The following is a 21,457-nucleotide window of genomic DNA, read 5'->3' as shown; positions in this document are numbered from 1 at the left end:
ACACTGAGCATGTGTTGACGGTGCGGCCAGTTGGGGTTCGGTCTGCGCCTCCTGCTAGCGTCGCCGTTCGTTGGCTCTGCCTGCCATGAAGTTCATTTCAAGGAGACCCCGTTGCGACTGGACCGGACCCCCGCTTTCTCCCGCGTAAAGCTGCTGCACGTCAACCTCCTCCCGACCAGTGAGAACACGGACATCAAAGAATCAGAGCTATTGGGTACAACTGTTACGGCATGGACGGGCCTCGAACCGAGCGACGACGTCTTCGCTGAGTGCGACATGCGTGGCGTACTTACCTCGGGGTCTGAGCTTTGTTGGATTGCAGGCGATTCCGAAGTCGAGATGATGCAACCCCCTCGGTATGCCGGTTTGCCGGAGGAACTGGTGGCGGAAGCGAAACCCATCGCGTCTCCTGCGGGTTCGAAAGCTTATTCGGGCACAGCAGAGGGATGGCCACCGTTGATCTGGAAGTCTCGGACGGTTTATTCCGCGATCAAATACGATGACTACGACACCGCCGTTGAAGTTCTTCTATGCGCTTTGTCGGTGGCGCCGGATGACGGCGATCTTCGCCCGATGCTGCTGGCGAGTTTGAAGGCACAATACGCACGGGTGCTGCGCCATCCCGACTCCTATCCTCAGCCCTGGCGGACGCAAAAGAGTCCGAGCAGCGCCATGTTGGACAGGCTTCGACTCTGACGCCCACGAGACTCCTACTCGATCGTCTGGTGCCTGCAGTGCGCCCCGGCCGGGTCGTCCTCCGCGCCGATAATGACCAAATATGCCACTCCGTCGGCCCTCTCGGGCGCATCGCGCCGGCAGCCCTCGACGACCCGCCGAAACTTAGACCTGAGCAACGGCGTCATTCCGACCGGTATTCACCTGTCGTCGGGGCCGTTGGGTTTGCCATCATGTCTGCTCCACGGGTCACCCACGTCGTGCACTAAGCGGTCTCGGTCGGCAGCCCATGCCCGATCTTCGGGCCCCTGGAACAGTTCGGTGATATCGGGCCATAATGGCCCACTTTCTGAGATGTTCGTTTCATTGTGGGTCATGTGTCTACGTTCCTCGCTGACGGCGCTTGGCACCTCTATCCACCTACAGTCTGTCGCTAGTGCCGACTGATCGCACGCGGCACGGAGTTCCCCCGGGCTGCAGGAACGGGGCTCCGCTGCACAATCAGGTGAAGATGTCACCAATCCGTGCAGCAGACCCCGGCGACATCCACGGTCCAAACAGCCGCCAGTCGAAACCTCCTACGGCAGGTTGGAGGTTGCAGTTGGCTACAAGCTATCAACGGTTTTCATGGTCTCCACGCTGACAGTTGTAACCCGCTTAATCAACTCGATGATGTACGTCGGGTCGTCGTGTTCGTCGCACCAGTCGTTGGGGTCGTTGACTATTCCCGACGCCTTGTCGGTCTTCACCTGATACCGGTCGATGATCCATGCCAGCGCCGAACGTGAGCCGAGCATGTAGCGCTCGGCTTCTTCCGGGATGCCGGTGATGGTGACCTTGCCGTTGTAGAGCAGGGTCGTGACGTTGTCGACGTTCTTACCGGTCTCGGGGTCTTTCTTCTTGGCCCACTTCATCTTCGTCACCCGCCACGTCTCACGGCTTGACGGATCACCGCCGGGCTTGAGTTGCACCTCAAGCGGATACGGCTCGACCGACTCGTAGCCGACGTGCAGCTCGGCCAGCCGGCGGCCGGCGTCGGCCAACTGGCCGAACCGCTCCCGGGTCTCTGGGGTCGGGATGTGCGGCAGCATCTTCTTCAGGTCCGCGGCGTACGCCGTCCGGTAGGCCGGATCGTGCAGCAGGCCGTAGACGTAGTAGAAGATGTCGTCCTTGGTCACCTGGTCGCCGATGGCCTCGCGGTAGAGAGCCAGGATGCCGTCGGTGATGTTGTCGACGCGGCGGTAGCCGTACTCGTCGACGTCGCCACTGCTGTTGTGGAGCGCCAGTTCACCGTCCGTGGATTCGACCTTCTTGTAGGTCCATCGAGGGAAGAACTGCGCCGTGTACGTGAAGAACGATAGGTCAGGTAGCAGGTCTGTCGCGAGGGTCGCGAACTGCGTGCCGTCACGCGGTGCAAGCACGAGGAAGCCGATGTTCTTGTGGTGTGGCGTCGGAAACATCTGTGCCAGCTCGCCACGCCGATGGTTGAGCATGGGGCCGAAGTAGACGTGTTCAACGTCGAACGGGCGATAACAACCTCGCCGCACCTCCTCGCCTGAGTACGCACTCACCGTCCCGCGAGCGAGGTGTTGTTTGAGGGTTGCCGACCACTTGATGCGCGTCTCGTCCGCTGCGTGTGGGTTCTGAGCTAGGTATGCGGTGACGGCTTTCTCGTCACGGCGGGTTACACCTTGGGCTTGGCAGTAGCTGTCAAAGGGTTCGAGCTGATCGTTGTAGTTGGTGACCAGGCGTGAGACGTTGGCTTTAAGTTCCTGGCGGGAGTAGTTGTACACCCAAGCATCCCGCGCCGTCTCCAGTCCGCGCGAGAGCGTGGTGAAGATAGTGACGGATCCTGGAGCAGGCTTCTTATCCCCGATCACAGGCCATGAGCCGTAGGCGTCATCGCGCTGATTCACCCAGTCGCCGTGTTCGTTCGGGGTGATGGTCTTCCAATCCACGGCGTCGAATTGGGTCTCATCTACGATCCGCAGCTTGTCCTCGCGGCTGAGGTAGTCACCAATGTCGTGGTAGAAGACGTCGCACGGCCCGCTGCGGTCGGCGCCTTTGACCCCGACGAAGACGGCGACGGTGTTGCGGCTGCCCGCGCCGAAGACCTTGCCGCCCTCCTTACGAGACAACTCACCCGCGGTGCGCTGGTTCCCTCGCAGGTTGTAGACGTAGACCGCCGAGTAGTCGTCGGCCAGGGATAGCCGGATCCCGTCGGCGGTGTTGCCGTCGATCCAGCCGCCGTTGGATACGAACCCGACAACGCCTGCATCCCCGATACGGTCAGTTGCCCAGCGGAAAGCCCGGATGTAGGAGTCGTAGAGGCTGTTCTTGTTGGTCGCGGTCGACCGCTTCGCGTAGGTGTCTTCGATCCGCCCGTCCAGCGTGGGGTATTTCACGTTGGCGTTCAGGTCATTGGCGCTGGTCTGCCCCACGGAGTACGGCGGATTCCCGACGATCACGTTGATGGGTGTCGCCAGCTGGGCTTCGATGCGGGCGTTGTTGTGCGGGAACATCAGCGAGTCCATCGAGTCATCAGCTTCGCTGATCTGGAAGGTGTCGGCCAGCACGATGCCGGGGAACGGCTCGTAGTCGTCAGTGTCGGCGGTTTTGCCCGCCAGGGCGTGGTAGGTGGTCTCGATGTTGACCGCGGCGATGTAGTAGGCCAGCAGCATGATCTCGTTGGCGTGCAGCTCGGTTGAGTATTTGCGCTTTAGGTCCTGCGCGGTGATCAGCTCCGATTGCAGCAGGCGGGTGACGAAGGTGCCGGTGCCGGTGAACCCGTCGAGGATGTGCACGCCCTCATCGGTCAGGCCGCGGCCGAAGTGCTGGCGAGACACGATGTCGGTCGCGCGGAGGATGAAGTCAACTATCTCGGTGGGGGTGTAGACGATGCCCAACGCTTCGGCCTGCTTCTTGAAACCGATGCGGAAGAACTTCTCGTAAAGCTCGGCAATGATCGCCTGCTTGCCTTCGGCGCTGCTCACTTCGGCTGCGCGACGGCGCACCGATTCGTAGAACCCTTCGAGTCGGGCGGTTTCGGCTTCCAGTCCGGTGCCGCCGAGCGTGTCGACCATCTTCTGCATGGTGCGCGACACCGGGTTGTGCGAAGCGAAGTCGTGGCCGGCGAATAGGGCATCGAATACCGGCTTGGTGATCAGATGCTGGGCGAGCATGCTCACCGCGTCGGCTTCGGTGATGGAGTCGTTGAGGTTGTCCCGCAGGCCCTGCAGGAAGTGGCCGAACGCTTCGGTGGCCGCCCCGTCCGCGCCGTCGAGGATCGCGGTGATCCGGGTGACCAGAGCTGAGGCGATGTCGGCGACGTCAGCGGCCCACTGCTCCCAGTAGGTGCGGGTGCCGACCTTGTCGACGATGCGGGCATAGATCGCCTCCTGCCACGCCGATAGCGAGAACAGGGCCATCTGCTGTGCACGATCGGCGTCCAGGTCGTCCTGGTCGCTGATGTGGTCGAGAATGGGGCCGATGTGGCCGCCGAGCAGCTTGTTGGTCCCAACACCGCCCTTCTTGTCGGTGTCATTGTTGAGGGCAATCGAGTTGACCATCGCATCGAAGCGTTCATCGTGCGACCGCAGCGCGTTGAGGACCTGCCAGACCACCTTGAACCGCTGGTTGTCGCCGAGTGCGGTCGACGGTTCGACTCCTTGGGGGACCGCGACGGGCAGGATCACGTAGCCGTAGTCCTTGTTGTCGGCTTTGCGCATCACCCGCCCGACTGACTGCACCACGTCCACGACCGAATTGCGCGGGTGCAGAAACAGCACCGCGTCCAACGCAGGAACATCGACGCCTTCGGACAGGCAGCGGGCGTTGGTGAGGATGCGGCATTCGTCTTCGGCGACAACGCCCTTCAGCCACGTCAGCTCGGCGTTGCGTTGGAGGGCGTTGAAGGTGCCGTCGACGTGGTGCACCGCGCAGGTCAAGCCGCGGTTGGTGGCCTCGACGTGTTGGCCATCGTTTTCGTGCTCATCAAGCAGTTGCTGGTAGCGGGTGACCACGATCGGGAACATCTCGGCGACCTGCTTGGAACTTTTGATGTCCCGGGCGAACGCCACTGCGCGGCGCATCGGCACTTCACCGGGAGCGAAGCCGCTGCCGTCGGGTCCGGTTCCGGCGCGTTTGGCCAATCCGTTCCAGCAGCCGACCAGTTTGGAGGCGTCATCAAGGGTCAGCTCCCCGTCGATCGCCGACAGTTGGCGTTGCAGTCCAGGTGCGATCACCGATTCGTCGATGGTCAGCACCAGCACCTTGTAGTCGGTGAGCAGGCCACGCTCCACGGCGTCGCCGAACGACAGCCGGTGAAACTCCGGGCCGTAAATTTCTTCGCTGTCCATCGTCGCCAGCTCGGCCGAATGCGCGGCGGCCTTGTCTTTCACCGCGTCGGTGAAGATGCGCGGTGTGGCCGTCATGTACAGCCGGCGCTGCGCCTTGAGGTAGTCGGCGTCGTGGATGCGCACGAAGTTCGATTCGTCATCGCCGGCCAAGGTGACGCCGGTGGTGCGGTGGGCCTCGTCGCAGATCACCAGGTCGAACTCATCGACCCCGAGCTTCTGCGCCTCCGCCACCACCGACAGGGACTGGTAGGTGGAGAACACCACCGTCAGACCCTTGGCACGCTTGCGGTGCGCCATCTCATCGGCAAGGCGCTGTGGATCGGTGGTGACCGGGATGGGTACGTCGTGGACGTTGTAGTCCTCGACGGTGCGCGAGACCTTGGTGTCCGAGCAGACCGCGAAGGCCCGCAAGTCCAGCTCGGTTTGAGCAGTCCAAGCTCGCAGCGTCTGGCTCAGCAGGGAGATCGACGGAACCAGGAAGAGGATGCGCGCCGCGCCGCCATTGTCGGTGGCGGTGCGTTCAGCGATCTTGAGTGCGGTGAAGGTCTTGCCGGTGCCGCAGGCCATGATCAACTTGCCGCGCTCGTTGCCGGCGGCGAACCCGCGGAACACCGCGTCGATGGCCTGTTCCTGATGCGGTCGCGGCTGGTGTTTCAGCGCCGGCGATAGGTCAACGTGCAGGTCACCGGCGGGCCAGGCGATGTCCCAGTCGATCGGCGATTCGGCGATCTCGGCCATCCCGATGCGCTGCACCGGTTTGGTCTGATCATCCAAGGCGGCCTCGGCGTTCTTGCCCCACCGGTCGGTGGTGGAGATGATCACCCGGTTGGTGAACGCGGTCTTGCCCGATGCGGTGAAAAATGAGTCGATATCACCCTTGGCCAGGGTGTGGGTGGGCTCGTAGAACTTGCACTGAATCGCCGTGTAATCGCCGGTGTCGCGTTCGCGGGCCACCAGGTCGATCCCGGTGTCGGCTTTGCCTGCGCGGCCGGGCCAGTCGACCCAGCGCCATACCGCGTCGTACTGCTGGGCCAGCATCGGGTCCAACTCGAAGTAGCGCACCATCAGCTGCTCGAACTTCGTGCCACGCTCGGAGTTCGACGGCGCCTTGCGGAACGCCTCGATCACCTCGTGAATGGAACCCATGCCTGCGCCTTCAGCTGTCGATAGTTGCGTCTACAGACCTTAGGCAATCGCCCGAGGCCACCTTGCTCGATCACGTCGGATCGGCGGCAAGACCCTCGGCCTGGGGAACCAGTCGGCATGGCGTGGAGTATCCGCGGTGGGGGTGACAGGGCCAGCGGGTAGCTGTCGTTGCCGAGCGACGGAGCGACTGTGGTTGCCGTACCCTGCGATGCCTACCAGGTCGCCCGCAATGACGACGCGGGCTAGCGTTGGGTTATGCCGGTACCCACGGAGCAGAAGGTGACCGCGCTCAGCCGTGACTTCGGCTCGCGGCGTCTCGCGGAGCTACTTGGGGTGGACGCCGCACAGGTCGCGCGGTGGCAGGACGGCGATGCAATCGATGGGGTCAACGCGGAGCGGGTGGACCTTCTCGAAGTCGTTATGGCCCACCTGTTGCAGCTGCATTCGATCGAGAACGCTCAGCGCTGGCTCGTCGGGCTGAACCCCAACCTTGGTGACCGTCGGCCTGCGGATCTCATCCGACGGCGGCGGACCCGCGAAGTGCTCGATGCGATTGCCAATGAGCGGGCCGGGAGTTTCGCCTGAGGCCCGTGGCGTTTTGCCTGCGTCATCGGCGTCATGTGGCGACCTGTGCGCTATTCCTGGCGCCTCCGCGCGGTCGCAACGGTACTCCGTAGGTTTTCGCCCATCGGGCCATGGTGGTGGTGCTGACGCCGCGTTCGCGGGCGAGATCCGGTAGTGGGCGTTCACGGGTGACGGACTTCCGAATGCACTTGGCGGTAAGCGGTCCGTGAGGCGGCGGGCTCGTCTAGTCAACCTGGCCGGGGGCAGTCCCCGGATACCGCGCTGAGGCCGCGTCGATCGTGATCGTGAGTCGTTGGCCGCAGGCACGAGCAAGTCGTTCGAGCAGCTCGAACGTAGGGGTACGGACGCCGGATTCGATGGCGGTAATCGCTGACTGGGTGACGCCCATCTTGCGGGCCAGTTCGACTTGAGTTAGTCCGGCGGCTTCGCGTGCACGGTAGGCGGTTTCGGCCAACTCGATTACCACGCTGGCGGTCGCGTAGGCCTCATCGAAAACGGCCCGATCCTCGGGGGTGAGATCAGCCAGAACCTGCGCGCGACGGTCGGTATAGCTGCTCATCGATTTACTCCTGTCCTGCTCGCAGCGTAGGACGCGGCATTCGGTGCAGCCAATGGCGCCGAGTCAGGTGGCGATCTTGGCCTTATTCCTGGCCGCTCCTCCCCGTGTCCGTAGGGGTACACCATGGGTTTTCGCCCATCGAGCCATCGTTGTCGTGCTGACGCCGCGTTCGCGGGCGAGGTCGGGTAGCGGGCGTTGATGGGTGACGTATTGGGTGTAGAGCCAGTCGGGGTCAACGGTGTGCTTGGTTGCTCGGCCGGGTTTGCGTGTCTCGATCTGGTAGTCGGCGGCCAGGCGCGCGATGGTCTGTCGGCTGACACCAGCCTGGTCGGCGATCTCGGCAAGGCTCAACCCGCAGAGTGCGTACTGCTCGATGAAGGCCTCGCGTGGGTAGGCCTCTTTGGCGCGGCGGTAGGCGTTGAGGTCGGTGGCGGCCGATGGGGTTGGGTGGCAGGTGAGGAGGTAGCGGGCGGTGTCGAGGTCTGTGCCGGCATCTTCGGCGGCGTGGCCGAGGAACAGCCCCTGCTGGATGCCGCGGTGCAGAGCGTCGAGATCGACGTGGTCGGGATTCTGGCCCGGCAGACGTAGGCCCTCCAGGAAGTCTGTGTCTGGCTCGAAATGTACTGGTTCGTCCCGGACCCCCTGCTCGGCAAGGAATTCCAGTGCGACGTGATCGAGCGCGTAGCTGAGCTCGGCGGTGAGGTAGTAGGGGAAGTCGGCGATTTTGGTCCGTAGAGCGGGGCTGATGTTCTCGCTACCGACCGGCATGCTGGAGATGCGTTCTTGCAAATAGGCTCGGGCCACCTGGGCGCGGGCCGGCCCGCGGCTGGTGGCGCCGGTTTCGCGGCAGATGCGCAGCCAGGTGTCGTCGGGCAGCAACTCGCGGTAGTCAAGACGGCGGCGGCGTGAGTAGTTGATCGGGACCGTTGATTGGGCGAGGTGTTCAACCAGGGACAGCAGGGCCTTGCTGATATCGATCCAGTTGGCGTGTTGGTTGAGGAGCTGCAGAGCGCGCGAGACCCCATGGTCGTCGAGTGGGCTGCTTATGCTGCGGGCCAGCGGCGACAGTTTCGTCTTTGTGTCGATGAGCAATACTGCGGCCGAGAGCGCCGGTCGCAGCTGACGCAGATGACTCCCGGGGACGGTCAACCGTAGGGCGACGTTCTGCCAGAGTGAGGTGGGGAGCTTGTCAACCTCGGTGATGCAACCCAATGTTCGGGTCGGGAAAGCCGGCCAGTTGCTGGTGGTGCGGAATCGGAGTTGTTCGCTGGGTTTGAGGCTCGGGCCTAGTGCTGCAAGTTGGGCAGCGCCAGCGATGCCTCCCGTCCACGCCAGGCGCGTAGTGGACGAGTGGGCGCCGCGTGAGCGGATCGCGGTGATCAGCCACCGCAGTGAGTCGCCTGCGGTTTGTACATCTCGTTGGTCGAGAGCCTGTAGTGCGGTGAGGGCGCCCGCGACGGTTACGCTCGCAGCCGTCGGCGCCTGTACAACGAGTGACTTCCTGGGACTCGCCGCCCGTGCGGTCGGCAGTTGTGGATGGTCCAGCTGGTAGGCGGTGAGCAGATCCTTGCCGATGATCGGTTCGAGTTCCGGTGGGCTGGCATAAGTGAGCGCTTTGACGGCGATTGCCCGTATGTCGGCGAGCACCTTGGCTGGTTGTTGCGGATCGTGGGCATAGACACCGCTGGTGACGACATCTGCGGTGATGATGTCGTTGATTCGGCGTTGGGCACGCAGGACGCGATGCTCGTCGTTGTCGAAGGTGAGGACTTCAGCGGTGCTCAGATCCGCTCCGCACCGTTCGGCCCGGGTTGTGCGATTGTCCGCCGGTGCTGCGCAGTGTCCCGGTCGTGGGATGCCGTCAGCGGCTAACTGCCGGATTCGGGGGCGGACACCGCAGGCAGGGCAGGCGTCGGCGAGCAAACACCTGTGTTCGAGGCAGGTAAAGGTCCATCCAAGTCTCCAGGCCAGCTTCCAGCGGCCACCGGACTCGGCCAGGCAATGCGGGCAGTAGCGCGAGCCGGGCCGCGGCCCCCAAGGGAAGGTGGTGTCCAAGCGGGTAGGAGTCTTTATCACCGCTGCCGCTCGGCCGTCGTAGTGCGACAACGTCATTGCCGACAGGACTGTCGAGTTCACCGCGGTGGCCGCATGCAGGGCGGTCTGCTGATTCGGGGTCAGTCTGATCATCCAGCGGGGCACCGAGTGAAGCGCTGGCTCGGTCAGGTGGACCGCTACGCGGAGATCGCCCCAGCTGGTGTGGGTGCGGTGCCCGAGTGCTTCCAGCCAGGAGTCGAGTGCTTCGCCGGCAATCGGATCGACATTGATGGGGATGCGTCGGATGTCGGTCATGACGCTCGCACGCTGACTCGCGTGGTGAGCTTGCCGGCTTGCAGTGCAGACTGCAGTTCCTGGCGGGCCTTCTCTGAGGCTTCGTCGTTTTTCACCCGGTCGAGTAGGTCTCGGGTAAGCCGTTCGGATCCGGTCCGCACGGCGCGTTGGCAGCCCCGGTTGACCAGCGTGATCAGTGATCCGATATGCCCGGTGGATCGGGCATACAGGTAGTCGGAGAGCTCATCGGCCAGCATGCCCGGGTGACTGTCGGCCAGGACAATCCGGCGCTCCAGGGTCAACAGGAGATCACGCCATCGTTTGCGCTCTGCCTTGGTCTTGATGGTGAATGCGTCCATCCCGAGCTTTGTTGTACGCCTGCCTGTTTGGGCGATGATCGCATCCTGGTAGGACGACCCCTCCGAGAACAGCCCGTGCTTGGTCAGCCCAACGCCGATATAGATGATGGTGACCGGGAATTCGTTGGCGATGTATTTGAAGTGGTTGCTGATTTCCACACCTTGGGTGTTGCGCCAGCGCAGGAAGTGCAGGTCGTCGATCATCAACAGGCGGGTTTGGCAGGCCAGTACGCAGTCCAGGGCTCGGTGGGCCAACTGCGCGGCGGTCCCGCGATGGGTGCCGGGGTGGCCGAAGTAGTCGAGCATGGCTCGGTTGAAATCGACCATGCCGGTGTTGCCGGTCAAGCCCACCCGACAGACGGGGATTCGCCGGTGCCCTCCTGGCGTTGCCGATCCGCGTTCGGTGATTTCGCGGCGGTGGAAGTCGCGGGCGAAGGCTAGGGCTGCGGTGGTCTTCCCCAGTCCGGGGTATCCGTCAATGGCGACAGCGCTTTTGGGTTTGTCGCCGGTTTGATGGTTGCTGTCGACGATGTCCCAGAGTTGTTCGTGCAGCTCGGCGAGTTGCGGTGTCCGCAAGGGTCCGAGGTTGGCGTGCCAGGTGCGTCGTTGGGCGTTGTAGTCGATCAGCGCGGCCTCGCCGAGTGCCTTGATCCCTGCCCGGGTCAGCGGTTCGGGACGGGTCAGCACCGGGGCCTCGGCGAAAGCGAAGAATCCTTCGTTGCGCGCCAGCGTGAGATTGTCCAGGTTCGCCGGGTGTGGCGGCGGCTGCACCGAGGCGGTCATGCGTCCTCCCATGCGGTGGCGTAGAAGTCGTCAGGGTCATCGCTGCTGTCGTCGTCTCCGCAGTCGTCCTCGGACGGCGGTTCAACTGGGGGGCGGCCGGTGCCGTCCGCATCCTCCACAGGGGTCTGATCCGGCAGTGCCTGTTGCACGGATGACAGCGCCTGCACCAATTGCTGCGTGCTGCCTGTCGTGGCACAGAGCAATTCGTCTTCGCGGGATTGGCGCAAGGCCAGGCGTCGTTCGGTCGGGGCTTTGCCCAGTCCGAGGTTCCACCGTTCCAGTAGGAGCTCCATCGCGAGCTCGTCATTGGGGTAGGTGTATTTCTTGCGTGCCAGGCTGCGGGCGAAGGCGAGGGCATCGTCGCCAAAGGGCGCTGTGAGCGCTGGTGCGTGCTCCCACATCAGGGTGTGCCACTTTTGATCGCTCGGGTCGCGGAAGTGGACGCAGCTGATGTCGTCGGGATGGCGGTGGACTGGCCATCGCCCACCGGGGTAGGGGCTGCGCTGGCCGCGGTACGGGTCCAAGGATGGCCCGTTGTACCGGCGGCCACCGACCTCGACGCCGTAATGCTGGATGGTGCGCTTCTCGACTGCGAGGAATTCGTAGGCAAGATCGGGGTCTTGCGGGGCCTCGATGTAGCCGGCGCGGGCAAGACCGTGCTCGAACATGGTCGCCGGGGACAGGTCCAATCCTGGAAGTCCTGGCTCGACCAGTCCGTCGTGAGGTCGTCGGTGGTACACCACCGCAATCCACTCTCGGATGATCGCCTCGAGTTCATCGATGTAGAAGTGCGCCTCATGTTCCGGGGCCAGGCCGCGGGAATGGATATCCGGGCCTTTATAGCCGGGGAGGTACTGGAGCAGGTCGTGTCTAATAGTGAGGAAGAACCGTTCGACGGGACCCTTGTCACGCCCCATACGCAATCGTGCGGGTTGGATCGAGATCTGCATGCGCTGGCACACACTCGTCAGGTGCTCGGAGACGTAGATTTTGCCGTGGTCGACAATCAGGCTTTCGGGAACGATCGCCGGCCAAGCGGCGCGAGTGCCGTCACGGTCGATCGCATCGACGTCAAGCAGTACCGATCGAGGGATGCCGTGTTCGGGCCAGGTCGCTTCTTTCGGCCAGCTGGCGGGCGCGGCCGGCGGCCGGTAGCACTGGTATAGCACCATCGCGGCGTCCACCGACTTCGTCGACACCGGTGTCAGGCGCAGGCCGGTGATGCAGCGGGTGTACCAATCCATGCCCACGGTGAGCTCCACTTGGGTCCACCGCAGCGTGAGGGGATCCATCGCGAAGACATCGAGCCTGGTGGTATCCATCAGCAGGTATTCACCTGGCCGGGTCGGTCGCAATTTCCCATAGGTTCCCGGATTACGCTCAGCAATATCCCGGTTTCGTTTGGTGCTGAGCCGAAAGGTCGCGTACTTGGCCTCGAGGACAGTTAGGACGCGAAATGCGCTGGCGCGACTTGGGATTGGTACGACATCGGGACCGTAGCGGGCAATGACACGGGCGTTAGCATGCTTGATAACTGCGGTCTGCGAGGGCCGGGATTGATCGACATGTTCCACCATGACCTCGATGGCGGCCTCGCGCCACCGGTCGTCAACCCTGGGTAGATTGCGAACCCGCACCTGTTTGCTTTGGACAAGCCCTGCCTCCCCGTGCTGCCGGAAGGCGGCCACCATCCGCTGAATGGTGCGCAGTTTGACGCCGAGCTCGGCTGCCTTCGCCTTGTACCTGTCTGTCTGGGGCAGGGCGGGGTCGTACTCCGGCCGGGGCTCGCCCTTTTCGCTCGCTTCTGCGCTGCCAGAGCGGTATCCGGTGAGGACCTCGCGGATATGGGCAGCGCAGTCCCGGATCCGGACGCGTTCCGACTCACTGATCACCGCCAGGATCGTGGCGGCCACATCCTCCAGGCAGTCCGACGACCCGGATTCGTTGGGCTCGTCGTTGGGCTCGTCGTGGCGGTAGGCCAGAAGTGTGCTCAAGGCAATGCGGCGAATCTGCTCGGTACCAACCGTTTTGACGATTGCGCTGTTACCACCGAATCCTGTGCGGATTTCCACGATCTCGATCAGCTCGCCATAAAAGCTCAGTCGGCTGCCCGGGCCGATGCGGAGGCGGCCCATCATGAGTTCGGTCCTTTGCGTAGGACAGCAGTCGATTGCAGAGGTGCATCCAGGTCGGTGGCGATGGCCCCGCACCACAACAGATGACACAGAGCGGACCGCACCAGTGGAACAGGCAGGCCGGCATGGGCTGTTATCGCCTGCTCAATAGTGAGGCCCTCGACGTCGAGGCGGCTCACGGCGTCCAGGACGTCCCTATTGATCCGTTGCTCATCGCGGTAGCCGGCCAGGAACCGAATGTTGTTCAGCTCAACAGGTGGTGGTTCGCTCCACACCTCGTAGTCCCATCCCCGGTCCTCGATGAGGTGGCGCGTCCAGGCCAGGGTGTAAGCGACTTTGGGAACGCCGACGCGATGACGCGGCTTGACGTCGACGACAATCGGGCCGTTTCGGGTACTGAGTAGAAAGTCAGGGATGTGTCGGCGCCGTTTGCCGTCGACATCGGCTTCGATCAGAAATGGTTGGGCCGCAATGGAGGTGACCGCCGGTTCGAAATCGGCGTAGAGCAGCCGTGCCAGTTCCAGGCGGGACTCGTAGATGACATGGTCGTTCTGAGTCTTCGCCCAGTAGGTTCCTGAGTAGTGCTGCTGGCCATACCACCACCGGAAGGTCCGCCACGGGGCCAACGGTGCCGAGAGCACCGCAGCGGCATCCGCCCAATCAGCGGTCTGGATCTGATCGCCTGTGGTCGTACGAAACGAGATCACGGCGGCGCGTCGATCAACCTGGGTAGCCAGCTCAGGCGTGTGTGCGCCCGCCCGACGGGCCGACACAGGCGACCCCGTCTTGACAAGCGCGGTCGGATAAGTTGAACTCATGAAAGTCCCTTCGCATGGGGATTGAGGTGAATGGTGGTACGTGTACCGCTACCGAAGGCCGGGTGCCCGCCCGGCCTTCGGCATTTCTAATGCGTTGTCAGTGCGACAACAACTGGTCAGTCCGGTCTCGTCGGTCCTCCGCTCGCTTCGGCTTGACTATCCGCCAAGGGTTCGCCATACATTGGCGCCCTGACGATTTCGGAGATGGTCGCCGATCTGGCGATTCGTTCGTATCCCAGGTCGATGAGCCTGGCCCCAGCTTCTGACAACGACACGTTCCACTCACGAGCGCACTGATAGGCAGCCTCAGCGGAAGCGCGCGGAAGCCGGAACTCCACACGCATTCTGTCCCGAACTCCAAGCTCTGGGCGATCCATGAGGACTCCCTTCCGCTATTTGCTATTCCCGAATTCGGCGGGATGCCGGCGTTTCGCCGGTGCTATACCGGTATCAAACACCTTGCAGGACAGAAAGTCTCGTCGTTCTGCTGTATAACAACAGGCGCCGTCAATCAGCCTGACACAATTCGTGAACACGCAGACCGTCACGCCGCTGTTTAATTTGCGGCAAAAGCCCTGGACACTCCCGCCGCGATCCGCAGAGTTGTGCAACCCCCAACAGCGACTCCACGGATTGTGACGTTCATCACAATATGAGTCGAGCCGAGGCGGCTGCCGTACGGGGATGTCAACGGACAGCTCGTCGAGGTGTTCCTCCCCGCTTCATAGGTTGTCGACCTCGTCCCGGAGAGCAACCGCAAAGGCTCCTTGATCAGCGCGCCGCCGGGCCAACTGGTCCAGCGTCAGACGTGCGTCAGTAGCATCAAGTACGTCATCGTGACCCTCGTAGGGAGCCAGGTTGATCCTGACTTCGAGGTCGACCGCAGCCAGGATGAGCGCCGGCACAGGCAGTGACGGCTGCCGAGCCCCTGATTCGATACGGGCGCCCGTCGACTGCGGCACGCCAGCCAGTTCGGCGAGCTGACGCTGGGATACACCGATCTGACTCCGGGCCGCCTTCAACAGATTTCCCGCAAGCCGCTCGATATGACCAATGCGCGCGGGCCCCATTGTCGCCATACTCCACGAGAGCTAATCGGCTATCGCGTTTTCTCGATACCCCTACCCGCATGACACGAGTTGAGACAGGTGACACGGAGGTGACACCACCGCTGAGAAAGTGACATCAGCGGTGAGACCCTACAAAATCGGTCGTGATCAGTGCGCCATGTTCGTAAACCGCGACAAGTGCAGCTGGTGCGCCACCGTCACGGTCTTCGTCGGCCCGTTGCGGTGCTTGGCAAGAATCAGGTCGGCCTCGCCCCCGCGCGGGTCGTCGCGTTCAAATGCGTCAGGGCGGTGCAAAAGTATAACCATGTCTGCATCTTGCTCCAAACTTCCACTTTCGCGGAGATCTGCGAGCATCGGCTTCTTGTCGGTGCGCTGCTCGGGACCGCGGTTGAGCTGGCTGAGCGCGACAACCGGCAGCTCCAGCTCCTTGGCCAACAGCTTCAGATGCCGGGAGAACTCCGAGACCTCGACCTGGCGTGACTCGACCTTCTTACCCGACGTCATCAGCTGCAGGTAGTCGACCACCACCAGGCGCAGGTCGGCCTTCTGGCGAAGCCGGCGCGCCTTGGCGCGGATCTCCATCATGGTCAGGTTCGGTGAGTCGTCGATATACAGTGGCGCTTCGCTGATCTCGCTCATCCGCCGGGCCAGCCGGGTCCAGTCGTCATCGCTCATCCGTCCCGACCGCATGTCCCCAAGCTTGATCTTGGCTTCGGCGGCGAGCAGTCGCATGACGATCTCGGACTTGCTCATCTCCAGCGAGAAAATGACGCTGGCCATTCGGTTCTTGATTGAGCACGACCGCATGAAATCCAGTGCGAGAGTTGAGTTGTGGGTAGGGATCATGGCTTCACTCGCCAGATACATGTGGCTGTCGTTGTCCACTTGAACACACCGGACCGGCACAGCCGCCACCCGGCGGGCGGCCACGATGAACCGGGAGCCTGAGCGTGCCGTACCGACGGCAACTCGGCGTTCCTTGTGCACCCTCGCTTTGCGCCCTAGCGCGAAAACGTCGTCGTCGGTGGTGAAGTTCAAAGTGTAGGCGGTACTGGAGGATTCACGACGTCCGCGCACCCGCTTGGTTGCCGTCTGGCAGCGGTAGCCGAGGCTGACGACCAACTCCGCGACATCGCTGGCCAAACGGCGGTTGGTCACGGAGAATTGCACCGAACCGCTGACGGTAACAGTTCCATCGGTGTCCAGAAGTCCCGCCAACAGTTGCCGGCGCTGAGACTCCGAACCTCGCAGGTACTCCGCCGGGATGTGCTTGTTGCCGAGCACGCCGATCGTTCGGAGCCGTGCTTGCAGGGTTCCGATTGTTTCGCGGCAGGTTTGGCACATGCGCAATCCCGCCGACGGTCCGCCGCACTGCGGGCAGCTGGGCTGCGGTACGGGCGGCGAGCTGAACCGTGCGCGCCCGCCGCACGAGCGACCGCAGGTGCGTACCTGACTGGTTCGGGGAATGAACGCGGCACCGCACACCACACAGCTGCGCGAGACCGGATTATCCTCGGCCGGCAGCCGCAGTTGATAGCGGTACTTCGCCGACTTCGAGGGGACGGCCAAAAAGCCATCCGCCTCGATCCGCATGATGATCTCTGGATCAGTTGTGGTGATCTGTGCCGCCGCGCTGGTGCCGTCACCGAGCCACGCGCCGAGCGTGTATGGCGGAACGAGGAATTCGCGATCCGGCAGATCGAGTGCTTGTGCGTTGGTGACCGAGTGGTTCAATCGTTGGTCTGCGGTATTGCAGCGCAACGTCGCGGAAATCTCGGCGGTGGTCCGTATTTCGGCGAATGTGCGCTGATTCTTGTAGCCGTTGTATCCGACTGCCGCGGCTTGCGCCGACTTCCGCGATGCCCTCGTTTCCGTCAGCCACTGGTGCTCAGCGTCGGCGACGATCACGGTGCCATCGGAGAACTCGACCTCGTAGCACGGCCGGCCCAGCATCACCTCGGTGGCCGCGACTACCCGGGTGGGACGACCGTCGGGGCCTAGCAGCTCGTCGCCAACGGCCACCTCACCCATGGTGGTCCACCCGGTCGGCGTGGCCAGCAGCGTCTTCAACGAAAGCGCCTTCCCCATACCCGGCCGGGCCGCGACGATAACCATCTGCCCCGGGTGCAGCCCGTTGGTCACCTCATCGAGGTCGGTGAAGCCCGTCGGCACTCCGCGCGCGATCCCGCCGTGCGAGGCGATCGCATCGATCTCGTCCATGGTGGGCTGCAGCAGATCTTCGAGCGGGACGAAGTCCTCCGACAGCCGCCGGTCCGCCACGTCGTAGATCTCGGCCTGGGCCCGGTCGACGACCTCCGCCACATCGGCGCCCTCCGCGCCGGCATACCCGTACTGCACCACCCGGGTGCCGGCCTCCACCAGCCGGCGCAGCAGGGCCTTCTCCGAGACGATCCCGGCGTAGTAGCCGGCGTTGGCCGCCGTCGGCACCGTCGAGATCAGCGTGTGCAGGTACGGGGCGCCGCCCACCCGGCGCAGCAGGCCGCGGCGGTCGAGTTCGGCGGCCACGGTCACCGGGTCGGCGGGCTCACCGCGGCCGTAGAGATCCAGGATCGCGTCGTAGATGTTCTGGTGCACCGGCCGGTAGAAGTCGCCGGGCCGCAGCCGCTCCAGCACGTCGGCGATGGCGTCCTTGCTCAGCAGCATGCCCCCGAGCACCGACTGCTCCGCGGCGACATCCTGGGGCGGCTGGCGGCCGACGTCCTCGCGCGGTGGCTCCTCAAGCTCAGAGTGACCGCGGTCGTCGACCACCGCCATACGCCCCACCTCCTCCACAGCACGCTCGAACGTCTATTCGACGTTGATGCCCACGCTAACCATGGACACCGACACCCCCGTCGCGTCGTGCCGGGTTGACGCTAGGCGTTGCTGGCGGCCGTACAAAACGGGCTTGTGCACAAAGGTGTGCATCAAGTGTGCACACCGCTCCCACAATTGTTTGGCACCGTGGGGAAGACTTGTGGATTGTTCTTCAACGGTCAGCTGTCTCCGCAGCTCAACGCGATGATCAGGGAGATTATTACTGTGGAAGACAATCTCTTCGGCGTGTCGCCGCAGGTTGCCATCTTGGGCGTGTTGGCTTGCTGACAGGTGGACGCGCTTCCACGACCGGGTAAACGAGCCCCGGTTGCGCAAGACGCGAAAAGTTAGCCGGAGTTAATCAAAGTTAACTCAAATTCTCCGCACAGCAATGCCCCGGCGGCGCCGATCAGGGCGCCGCCGGGGCTGCTGAACAGATACGCGGTTAGTTCGCCGCGGCGACGTCGAGGGTGACGGCGACGTCGACCTCGGGGTGCAGGTGCACCGACACCGGGTGGTTGCCGACGGCCTTGATGTGCGCCTTGGGCAGCCGGACGATGCGCCGGTCGAGGTTCGGCCCGCCGGCCTTCTTGATGGCGGCGACCACGTCGGCGGCAGTCACCGAGCCGAACAGCTTGCCCGAGTCGCCGGAGGTCTTCACCGGCAGCGTGACCGGGCCCAGCGCCTCAAGTGCCTCTTTGAGTTCCTTGGCGTGGTCCAGGTCGCGCACCTGCTTGGTCTCGCGGGCCCGACGGATGTCGTCGGCCTGCTTCTGCGCCCCGCGCGTGGCGACGATCGCCAGCCCCCGCGGGAGCAGGTAGTTGCGGCCGTATCCGTCCTTGACCTCGACGGTGTCTCCGGCCGCTCCGAGGTGGTCCACCTCAGCGGTCAAAATGAGCTTCATCGCTTCGTACTTTCTCTGACTTGAGTGGTCGGCTAGCGCGCCGACGAGGTGAAGGGCAGCAACGCGACCTCGCGGGCGTTCTTCACCGCGAGCGCGACATCGCGCTGGTGCTGAACACAGTTGCCGGTCACCCGACGGGCGCGGATCTTGCCCCGCTCACTGATGTAAGTGCGCAGCAGCGAGGTGTCCTTGTAGTCGATCACCTGCTTCTTGTTGGAGCAGAACGCGCACTTGCGGGTCTTGATCGGCTTCTCGGGAGCCGGACGCCGCTTGTTGGATTTGGCCATCTACCTATCTCTTTCGTGCTGTGGTTCGTTTGTCTAGAAGGGCGGTTCGTCGTCGGCCCCACCGAAGGAGCCGGACGCCGGGGCACTGCCCCACGGGTCCTCCGCGGGCGGGGCGGACGAGGCCGCCGCAGCCGGAGCGCCGCCGCCCCCGCCGAAGCCTCCTGCGCCGCCGCCGCGACTGACCTTGTTGATCTTGGCGGTGGCGTACTTCAAGGAGGGGCCGATCTCGTCGACCTCCACCTCGTAGACGGTGCGCTTCTCACCCTCGCGGGTCTCGAAGGACCGCTGCCGCAGCCGCCCGGTGACGATCACCCGCGACCCGCGGGTGAGGCTCTCGGCGACGTTCTCAGCGGCCTCACGCCAGATGTTGCACCGCAAGAACAGCGCGTCGCCGTCCTTCCACTCACCGCTCTGCCGGTCGTAGACCCGCGGAGTGGACGCCACCGTGAAGTTGGCGACCGCCGCCCCCGAGGGGGTGAACCGCAGATCCGGGTCCGCGGTCAGGTTTCCGACGACGGTGATCGTGGTGTCACCTACAGCCACGGGGCCCTCCTAGGATCGGTGTCACGCTGCTTGTGGAGCTGAGCCTACGCAACGGCTGCGACAGCCGGCTACGACTTGTCGGTGCGCATCACCTTGGTGCGAAGCACCGACTCGTTCAGGCTGAGCTGGCGGTCGAGCTCCGACACGGTGGCCGGCGCGGCCTTGACGTCGATGACCGCATAGATGCCTTCGGCATGCTTGGCGATCTCGTAGGCCAGGCGGCGCTTGCCCCAGATGTCGACCTTGTCGACCGTTCCGCCGTCCTTGCGAATGACGTTCAGGAACGTCTCCAGGGACGGGGCAACGGTGCGCTCGTCGAGAGTGGGGTCAAGGATGACCATGATTTCGTATGGACGCATGGGAACCTCATCACCTCCTATGGTCGTAGTGCGGCCGTGGATTTGACCACGGCAGGAGGGTCGCCTGCGTCGGCAACCCGGCTAGGCTACCGGAGGCTGGGCCGCGGCGTGAAATCCAGCGCGCGGTCGAACACCCCGCCGGCCGGGTCGTCGGCCCACCCGTGCGCCCGCACCAGGTCTTGATCCGGGCGGTAGATCTGACGGATCACCAACGCACACAACCCCAGCACCGCCAGGTCGCGCAGCAGCACCGTGCTGGTGAACCACTGCTCGGGAAGGCTGCGGTCCGGGACGCTGTAGAGGTAGTACATCCGCGGGATCCACACCAGCGCGTCGACGGTCATCCAGACCAGCAGCAGCCGGCGGTGCGGCAGGGCCAGCACGGCCAGCGGCACCAGCCACAGTGAGAACTGCGGACTCCACACCTTGTTGGTCAACAGGAACGCGGCGACCGCCAGGAACGCCAGCTGCGCCAGGCGCGGCCGGCGCGGCGCGGTCAGCGCGATGTAGCCGATCCCGGCGCAACACAGCGCGAACAACACCGCGACCACCACATTGAGCACCGTCGGCGGCTGCCACATCCCCAGCTCGCCGTCGAAGCCCGGCCACCCGGTGAACGACCTCACCACGTTGTACAGCGAATCCATGTCGTCGCCGCGGCGGGAGTTGAGCCGGAAGAATTCGCTCCACCCCCGGGGTGCGTAGACCAGCACCGGCAGGTTCACCGCCAGCCAGCTCAGCGCGGTGGCCACCACCGTGCGCCTGACCTCCCGCAGCCGCCCGGTGCGCAGGCCGAGCACCAACAGCGGGTACAGCAGCAGCACCGGGTAAAGCTTTGCGGCGGTGCCCAACCCGAGCAACACTCCGGCGGCCACCGGCCGGCGTCGCGCCCAGGCCAACAGGCCACACCCGGCGAAGGCGACGGCCAGCGCGTCGAAGTTGGTGAAGATCTGGAAGATGACCAGCGGTGACGCCGCGACCAGGGCCGCGTCCCAGATCCGACGGCCGGCCAGCCCGGCAGTCGACCACACCGTCGCCAACCAGGCCAGGGCCAAGCCCAACGCCACGATGTCGAAGAAGACCACCACTTCGGCGACCCCGCTCAACGCCGGAATCGCCACCACCTTGCTGATCGCGGTATACGTCTTCGCCAGGGCCATCGCCGAATACTGGTAAAGCCCGGTCAGCACCGGATATTCCATGTAGCGCACGGCGGGCTGGCCGTCGTAGCGGATCTGCTCGTGGCCCGAGGAGTCCTTCTCCACCCAGCTGGATTTGTAGGGGAACTTGCCCTGATCCAGCAGCTCGGCGGTATAGAGCGGAACCACGTCGGAGTAGCACAGCTGGAAGTAGGCCCGCTCGTTGTCCCAGTTGGCCACCCGCTGGTCGGGGCTGCCATGGCCGATGCTCTGCAGGCACGGCGACTTGGTGGTCCAGCCCAACGCCAAAAACATCACGGCGATCAAAAACATCACCCGCAGCGGCGTCATGAACCGGGTGCGCCCGATCAGCGCGTGCCGGCCGACCGGCCCGCCGATGGTGTTCGACAGCGCGTGAGCGACCACATCGGTGCGGCTCGGCAGGTCGCGGTCGTCGGCGCTGCGAAGATCGGCGGCCAGCGGCCGCGGCGAGCTCACCGCGCGTTCGGCTACCTCCTCCGTCACGGGAGGGCCTCCGGCGCCGGTGGCGGCGGCGGGGGCGGCTCCGGCGGCGGAGGTGGTGGAGGCGGAG

At 64.1% G+C, this 21,457-nt stretch carries 16 protein-coding genes; 3 read left to right on the top strand and 13 right to left on the bottom strand.

The features are described 5' to 3' along the window. Window positions 1-111: 111 nt before the first annotated feature. Window positions 112-696, top strand: a complete 585-nt coding sequence (locus tag AWC16_RS22890) for a hypothetical protein (RefSeq protein ID WP_131701183.1) — start codon at window positions 112-114, stop codon at window positions 694-696. A 584-nt stretch (window positions 697-1,280) separates the two neighbouring features. Here AWC16_RS22890 and AWC16_RS22885 read toward each other — a convergent pair. Then, entirely contained in the window at window positions 1,281-6,179 is a 4,899-nt protein-coding gene (locus AWC16_RS22885; RefSeq protein WP_085267009.1) for a DEAD/DEAH box helicase, read from the bottom strand. Between the two features lie 279 nt (window positions 6,180-6,458). Here AWC16_RS22885 and AWC16_RS22880 point away from each other — a divergent pair, with 279 nt between their 5' ends. Further along, on the top strand, window positions 6,459-6,764 hold the full coding sequence (locus AWC16_RS22880) for an antitoxin Xre/MbcA/ParS toxin-binding domain-containing protein (protein WP_157861720.1): 306 nt from the start codon (window positions 6,459-6,461) through the stop codon (window positions 6,762-6,764). A gap of 223 nt (window positions 6,765-6,987) precedes the next feature. Here the strand turns inward: AWC16_RS22880 and AWC16_RS22875 are convergent, their stop codons facing one another. From AWC16_RS22875 to dnaB, 7 genes are all read right to left on the bottom strand, one after another. Then, on the bottom strand, window positions 6,988-7,323 hold the full coding sequence (locus tag AWC16_RS22875; RefSeq protein ID WP_046188565.1) for a helix-turn-helix domain-containing protein: 336 nt from the start codon (window positions 7,321-7,323) through the stop codon (window positions 6,988-6,990). A gap of 63 nt (window positions 7,324-7,386) precedes the next feature. Continuing rightward, on the bottom strand, window positions 7,387-9,672 hold the full coding sequence (locus AWC16_RS22870) for a TniQ family protein (protein WP_046188564.1): 2,286 nt from the start codon (window positions 9,670-9,672) through the stop codon (window positions 7,387-7,389). After that, window positions 9,669-10,793 carry a TniB family NTP-binding protein gene (locus tag AWC16_RS22865; RefSeq protein WP_046188563.1) on the bottom strand — a complete coding sequence of 375 codons (1,125 nt, stop codon included), beginning with the start codon at window positions 10,791-10,793 and terminating at the stop codon, window positions 9,669-9,671. The genes AWC16_RS22870 and AWC16_RS22865 overlap by 4 nt, the downstream gene beginning before the upstream one ends. Continuing rightward, window positions 10,790-12,931 carry a Mu transposase C-terminal domain-containing protein gene (locus AWC16_RS22860; RefSeq protein WP_085267008.1) on the bottom strand — a complete coding sequence of 714 codons (2,142 nt, stop codon included), beginning with the start codon at window positions 12,929-12,931 and terminating at the stop codon, window positions 10,790-10,792. Before AWC16_RS22860 ends, AWC16_RS22865 begins: the two co-directional genes overlap by 4 nt. Then, complete coding sequence (locus AWC16_RS22855) at window positions 12,928-13,635, bottom strand: TnsA-like heteromeric transposase endonuclease subunit (RefSeq protein ID WP_234812398.1); 708 nt, start codon at window positions 13,633-13,635, stop codon at window positions 12,928-12,930. Before AWC16_RS22855 ends, AWC16_RS22860 begins: the two co-directional genes overlap by 4 nt. A gap of 833 nt (window positions 13,636-14,468) precedes the next feature. Continuing rightward, the gene (locus AWC16_RS22850; RefSeq protein WP_207572397.1) at window positions 14,469-14,816 is read right to left on the bottom strand and encodes a helix-turn-helix transcriptional regulator; all 348 of its coding nucleotides are present in this window, start codon (window positions 14,814-14,816) and stop codon (window positions 14,469-14,471) included. A 147-nt stretch (window positions 14,817-14,963) separates the two neighbouring features. After that, entirely contained in the window at window positions 14,964-17,591 is a 2,628-nt protein-coding gene (gene dnaB / locus AWC16_RS22845) for a replicative DNA helicase (protein WP_085267027.1), read from the bottom strand. A 156-nt stretch (window positions 17,592-17,747) separates the two neighbouring features. On the opposite strand from dnaB, the gene AWC16_RS24590 reads away from it, so the two are divergent. Next, on the top strand, window positions 17,748-17,921 hold the full coding sequence (locus AWC16_RS24590; protein ID WP_165759297.1) for a hypothetical protein: 174 nt from the start codon (window positions 17,748-17,750) through the stop codon (window positions 17,919-17,921). Window positions 17,922-18,078: 157 nt separating this feature from the next. Here the strand turns inward: AWC16_RS24590 and rplI are convergent, their stop codons facing one another. The 5 genes from rplI to AWC16_RS22820 form a co-directional block, all read right to left on the bottom strand. Next, entirely contained in the window at window positions 18,079-18,537 is a 459-nt protein-coding gene (gene rplI, locus AWC16_RS22840) for a 50S ribosomal protein L9 (RefSeq protein ID WP_085267006.1), read from the bottom strand. Window positions 18,538-18,569: 32 nt separating this feature from the next. Continuing rightward, window positions 18,570-18,824 carry a 30S ribosomal protein S18 gene (gene rpsR / locus AWC16_RS22835; RefSeq protein WP_046285275.1) on the bottom strand — a complete coding sequence of 85 codons (255 nt, stop codon included), beginning with the start codon at window positions 18,822-18,824 and terminating at the stop codon, window positions 18,570-18,572. Between the two features lie 33 nt (window positions 18,825-18,857). Then, window positions 18,858-19,367, bottom strand: coding sequence for a single-stranded DNA-binding protein (locus tag AWC16_RS22830; protein ID WP_085267005.1), 510 nt, complete (start codon window positions 19,365-19,367; stop codon window positions 18,858-18,860). A gap of 68 nt (window positions 19,368-19,435) precedes the next feature. Beyond that, window positions 19,436-19,726 carry a 30S ribosomal protein S6 gene (rpsF, locus tag AWC16_RS22825; protein ID WP_047319220.1) on the bottom strand — a complete coding sequence of 97 codons (291 nt, stop codon included), beginning with the start codon at window positions 19,724-19,726 and terminating at the stop codon, window positions 19,436-19,438. A gap of 86 nt (window positions 19,727-19,812) precedes the next feature. After that, on the bottom strand, window positions 19,813-21,390 hold the full coding sequence (locus tag AWC16_RS22820; RefSeq protein WP_085267026.1) for a glycosyltransferase family 87 protein: 1,578 nt from the start codon (window positions 21,388-21,390) through the stop codon (window positions 19,813-19,815). Window positions 21,391-21,457 lie beyond the last annotated feature (67 nt).

Source organism: Mycolicibacter longobardus, assembly GCF_002102265.1.
Taxonomy (GTDB): Bacteria; Actinomycetota; Actinomycetes; order Mycobacteriales; family Mycobacteriaceae; genus Mycobacterium; species Mycobacterium longobardum.
The sequence above is the reverse complement of the archived record's forward strand: the minus strand, read 5'-3'. Positions and strand labels throughout refer to the sequence as shown.

Excerpts from the sequence above, each read along its gene's own strand:
- rplI (WP_085267006.1), bottom strand. The coding sequence starts at position 18,537 with ATGAAGCTCATTTTGACCGCTGAGGTGGACCACCTCGGAGCGGCCGGA.
- AWC16_RS22885 (WP_085267009.1), bottom strand. The coding sequence starts at position 6,179 with ATGGGTTCCATTCACGAGGTGATCGAGGCGTTCCGCAAGGCGCCGTCG.
- rpsF (WP_047319220.1), bottom strand. The coding sequence starts at position 19,726 with ATGCGTCCATACGAAATCATGGTCATCCTTGACCCCACTCTCGACGAG.
- rpsR (WP_046285275.1), bottom strand. The coding sequence starts at position 18,824 with ATGGCCAAATCCAACAAGCGGCGTCCGGCTCCCGAGAAGCCGATCAAG.
- dnaB (WP_085267027.1), bottom strand. The coding sequence starts at position 17,591 with ATGGCGGTGGTCGACGACCGCGGTCACTCTGAGCTTGAGGAGCCACCG.
- AWC16_RS22865 (WP_046188563.1), bottom strand. The coding sequence starts at position 10,793 with ATGACCGCCTCGGTGCAGCCGCCGCCACACCCGGCGAACCTGGACAAT.
- AWC16_RS22850 (WP_207572397.1), bottom strand. The coding sequence starts at position 14,816 with ATGGGGCCCGCGCGCATTGGTCATATCGAGCGGCTTGCGGGAAATCTG.
- AWC16_RS22860 (WP_085267008.1), bottom strand. The coding sequence starts at position 12,931 with ATGATGGGCCGCCTCCGCATCGGCCCGGGCAGCCGACTGAGCTTTTAT.
- AWC16_RS22870 (WP_046188564.1), bottom strand. The coding sequence starts at position 9,672 with ATGACCGACATCCGACGCATCCCCATCAATGTCGATCCGATTGCCGGC.
- AWC16_RS22875 (WP_046188565.1), bottom strand. The coding sequence starts at position 7,323 with ATGAGCAGCTATACCGACCGTCGCGCGCAGGTTCTGGCTGATCTCACC.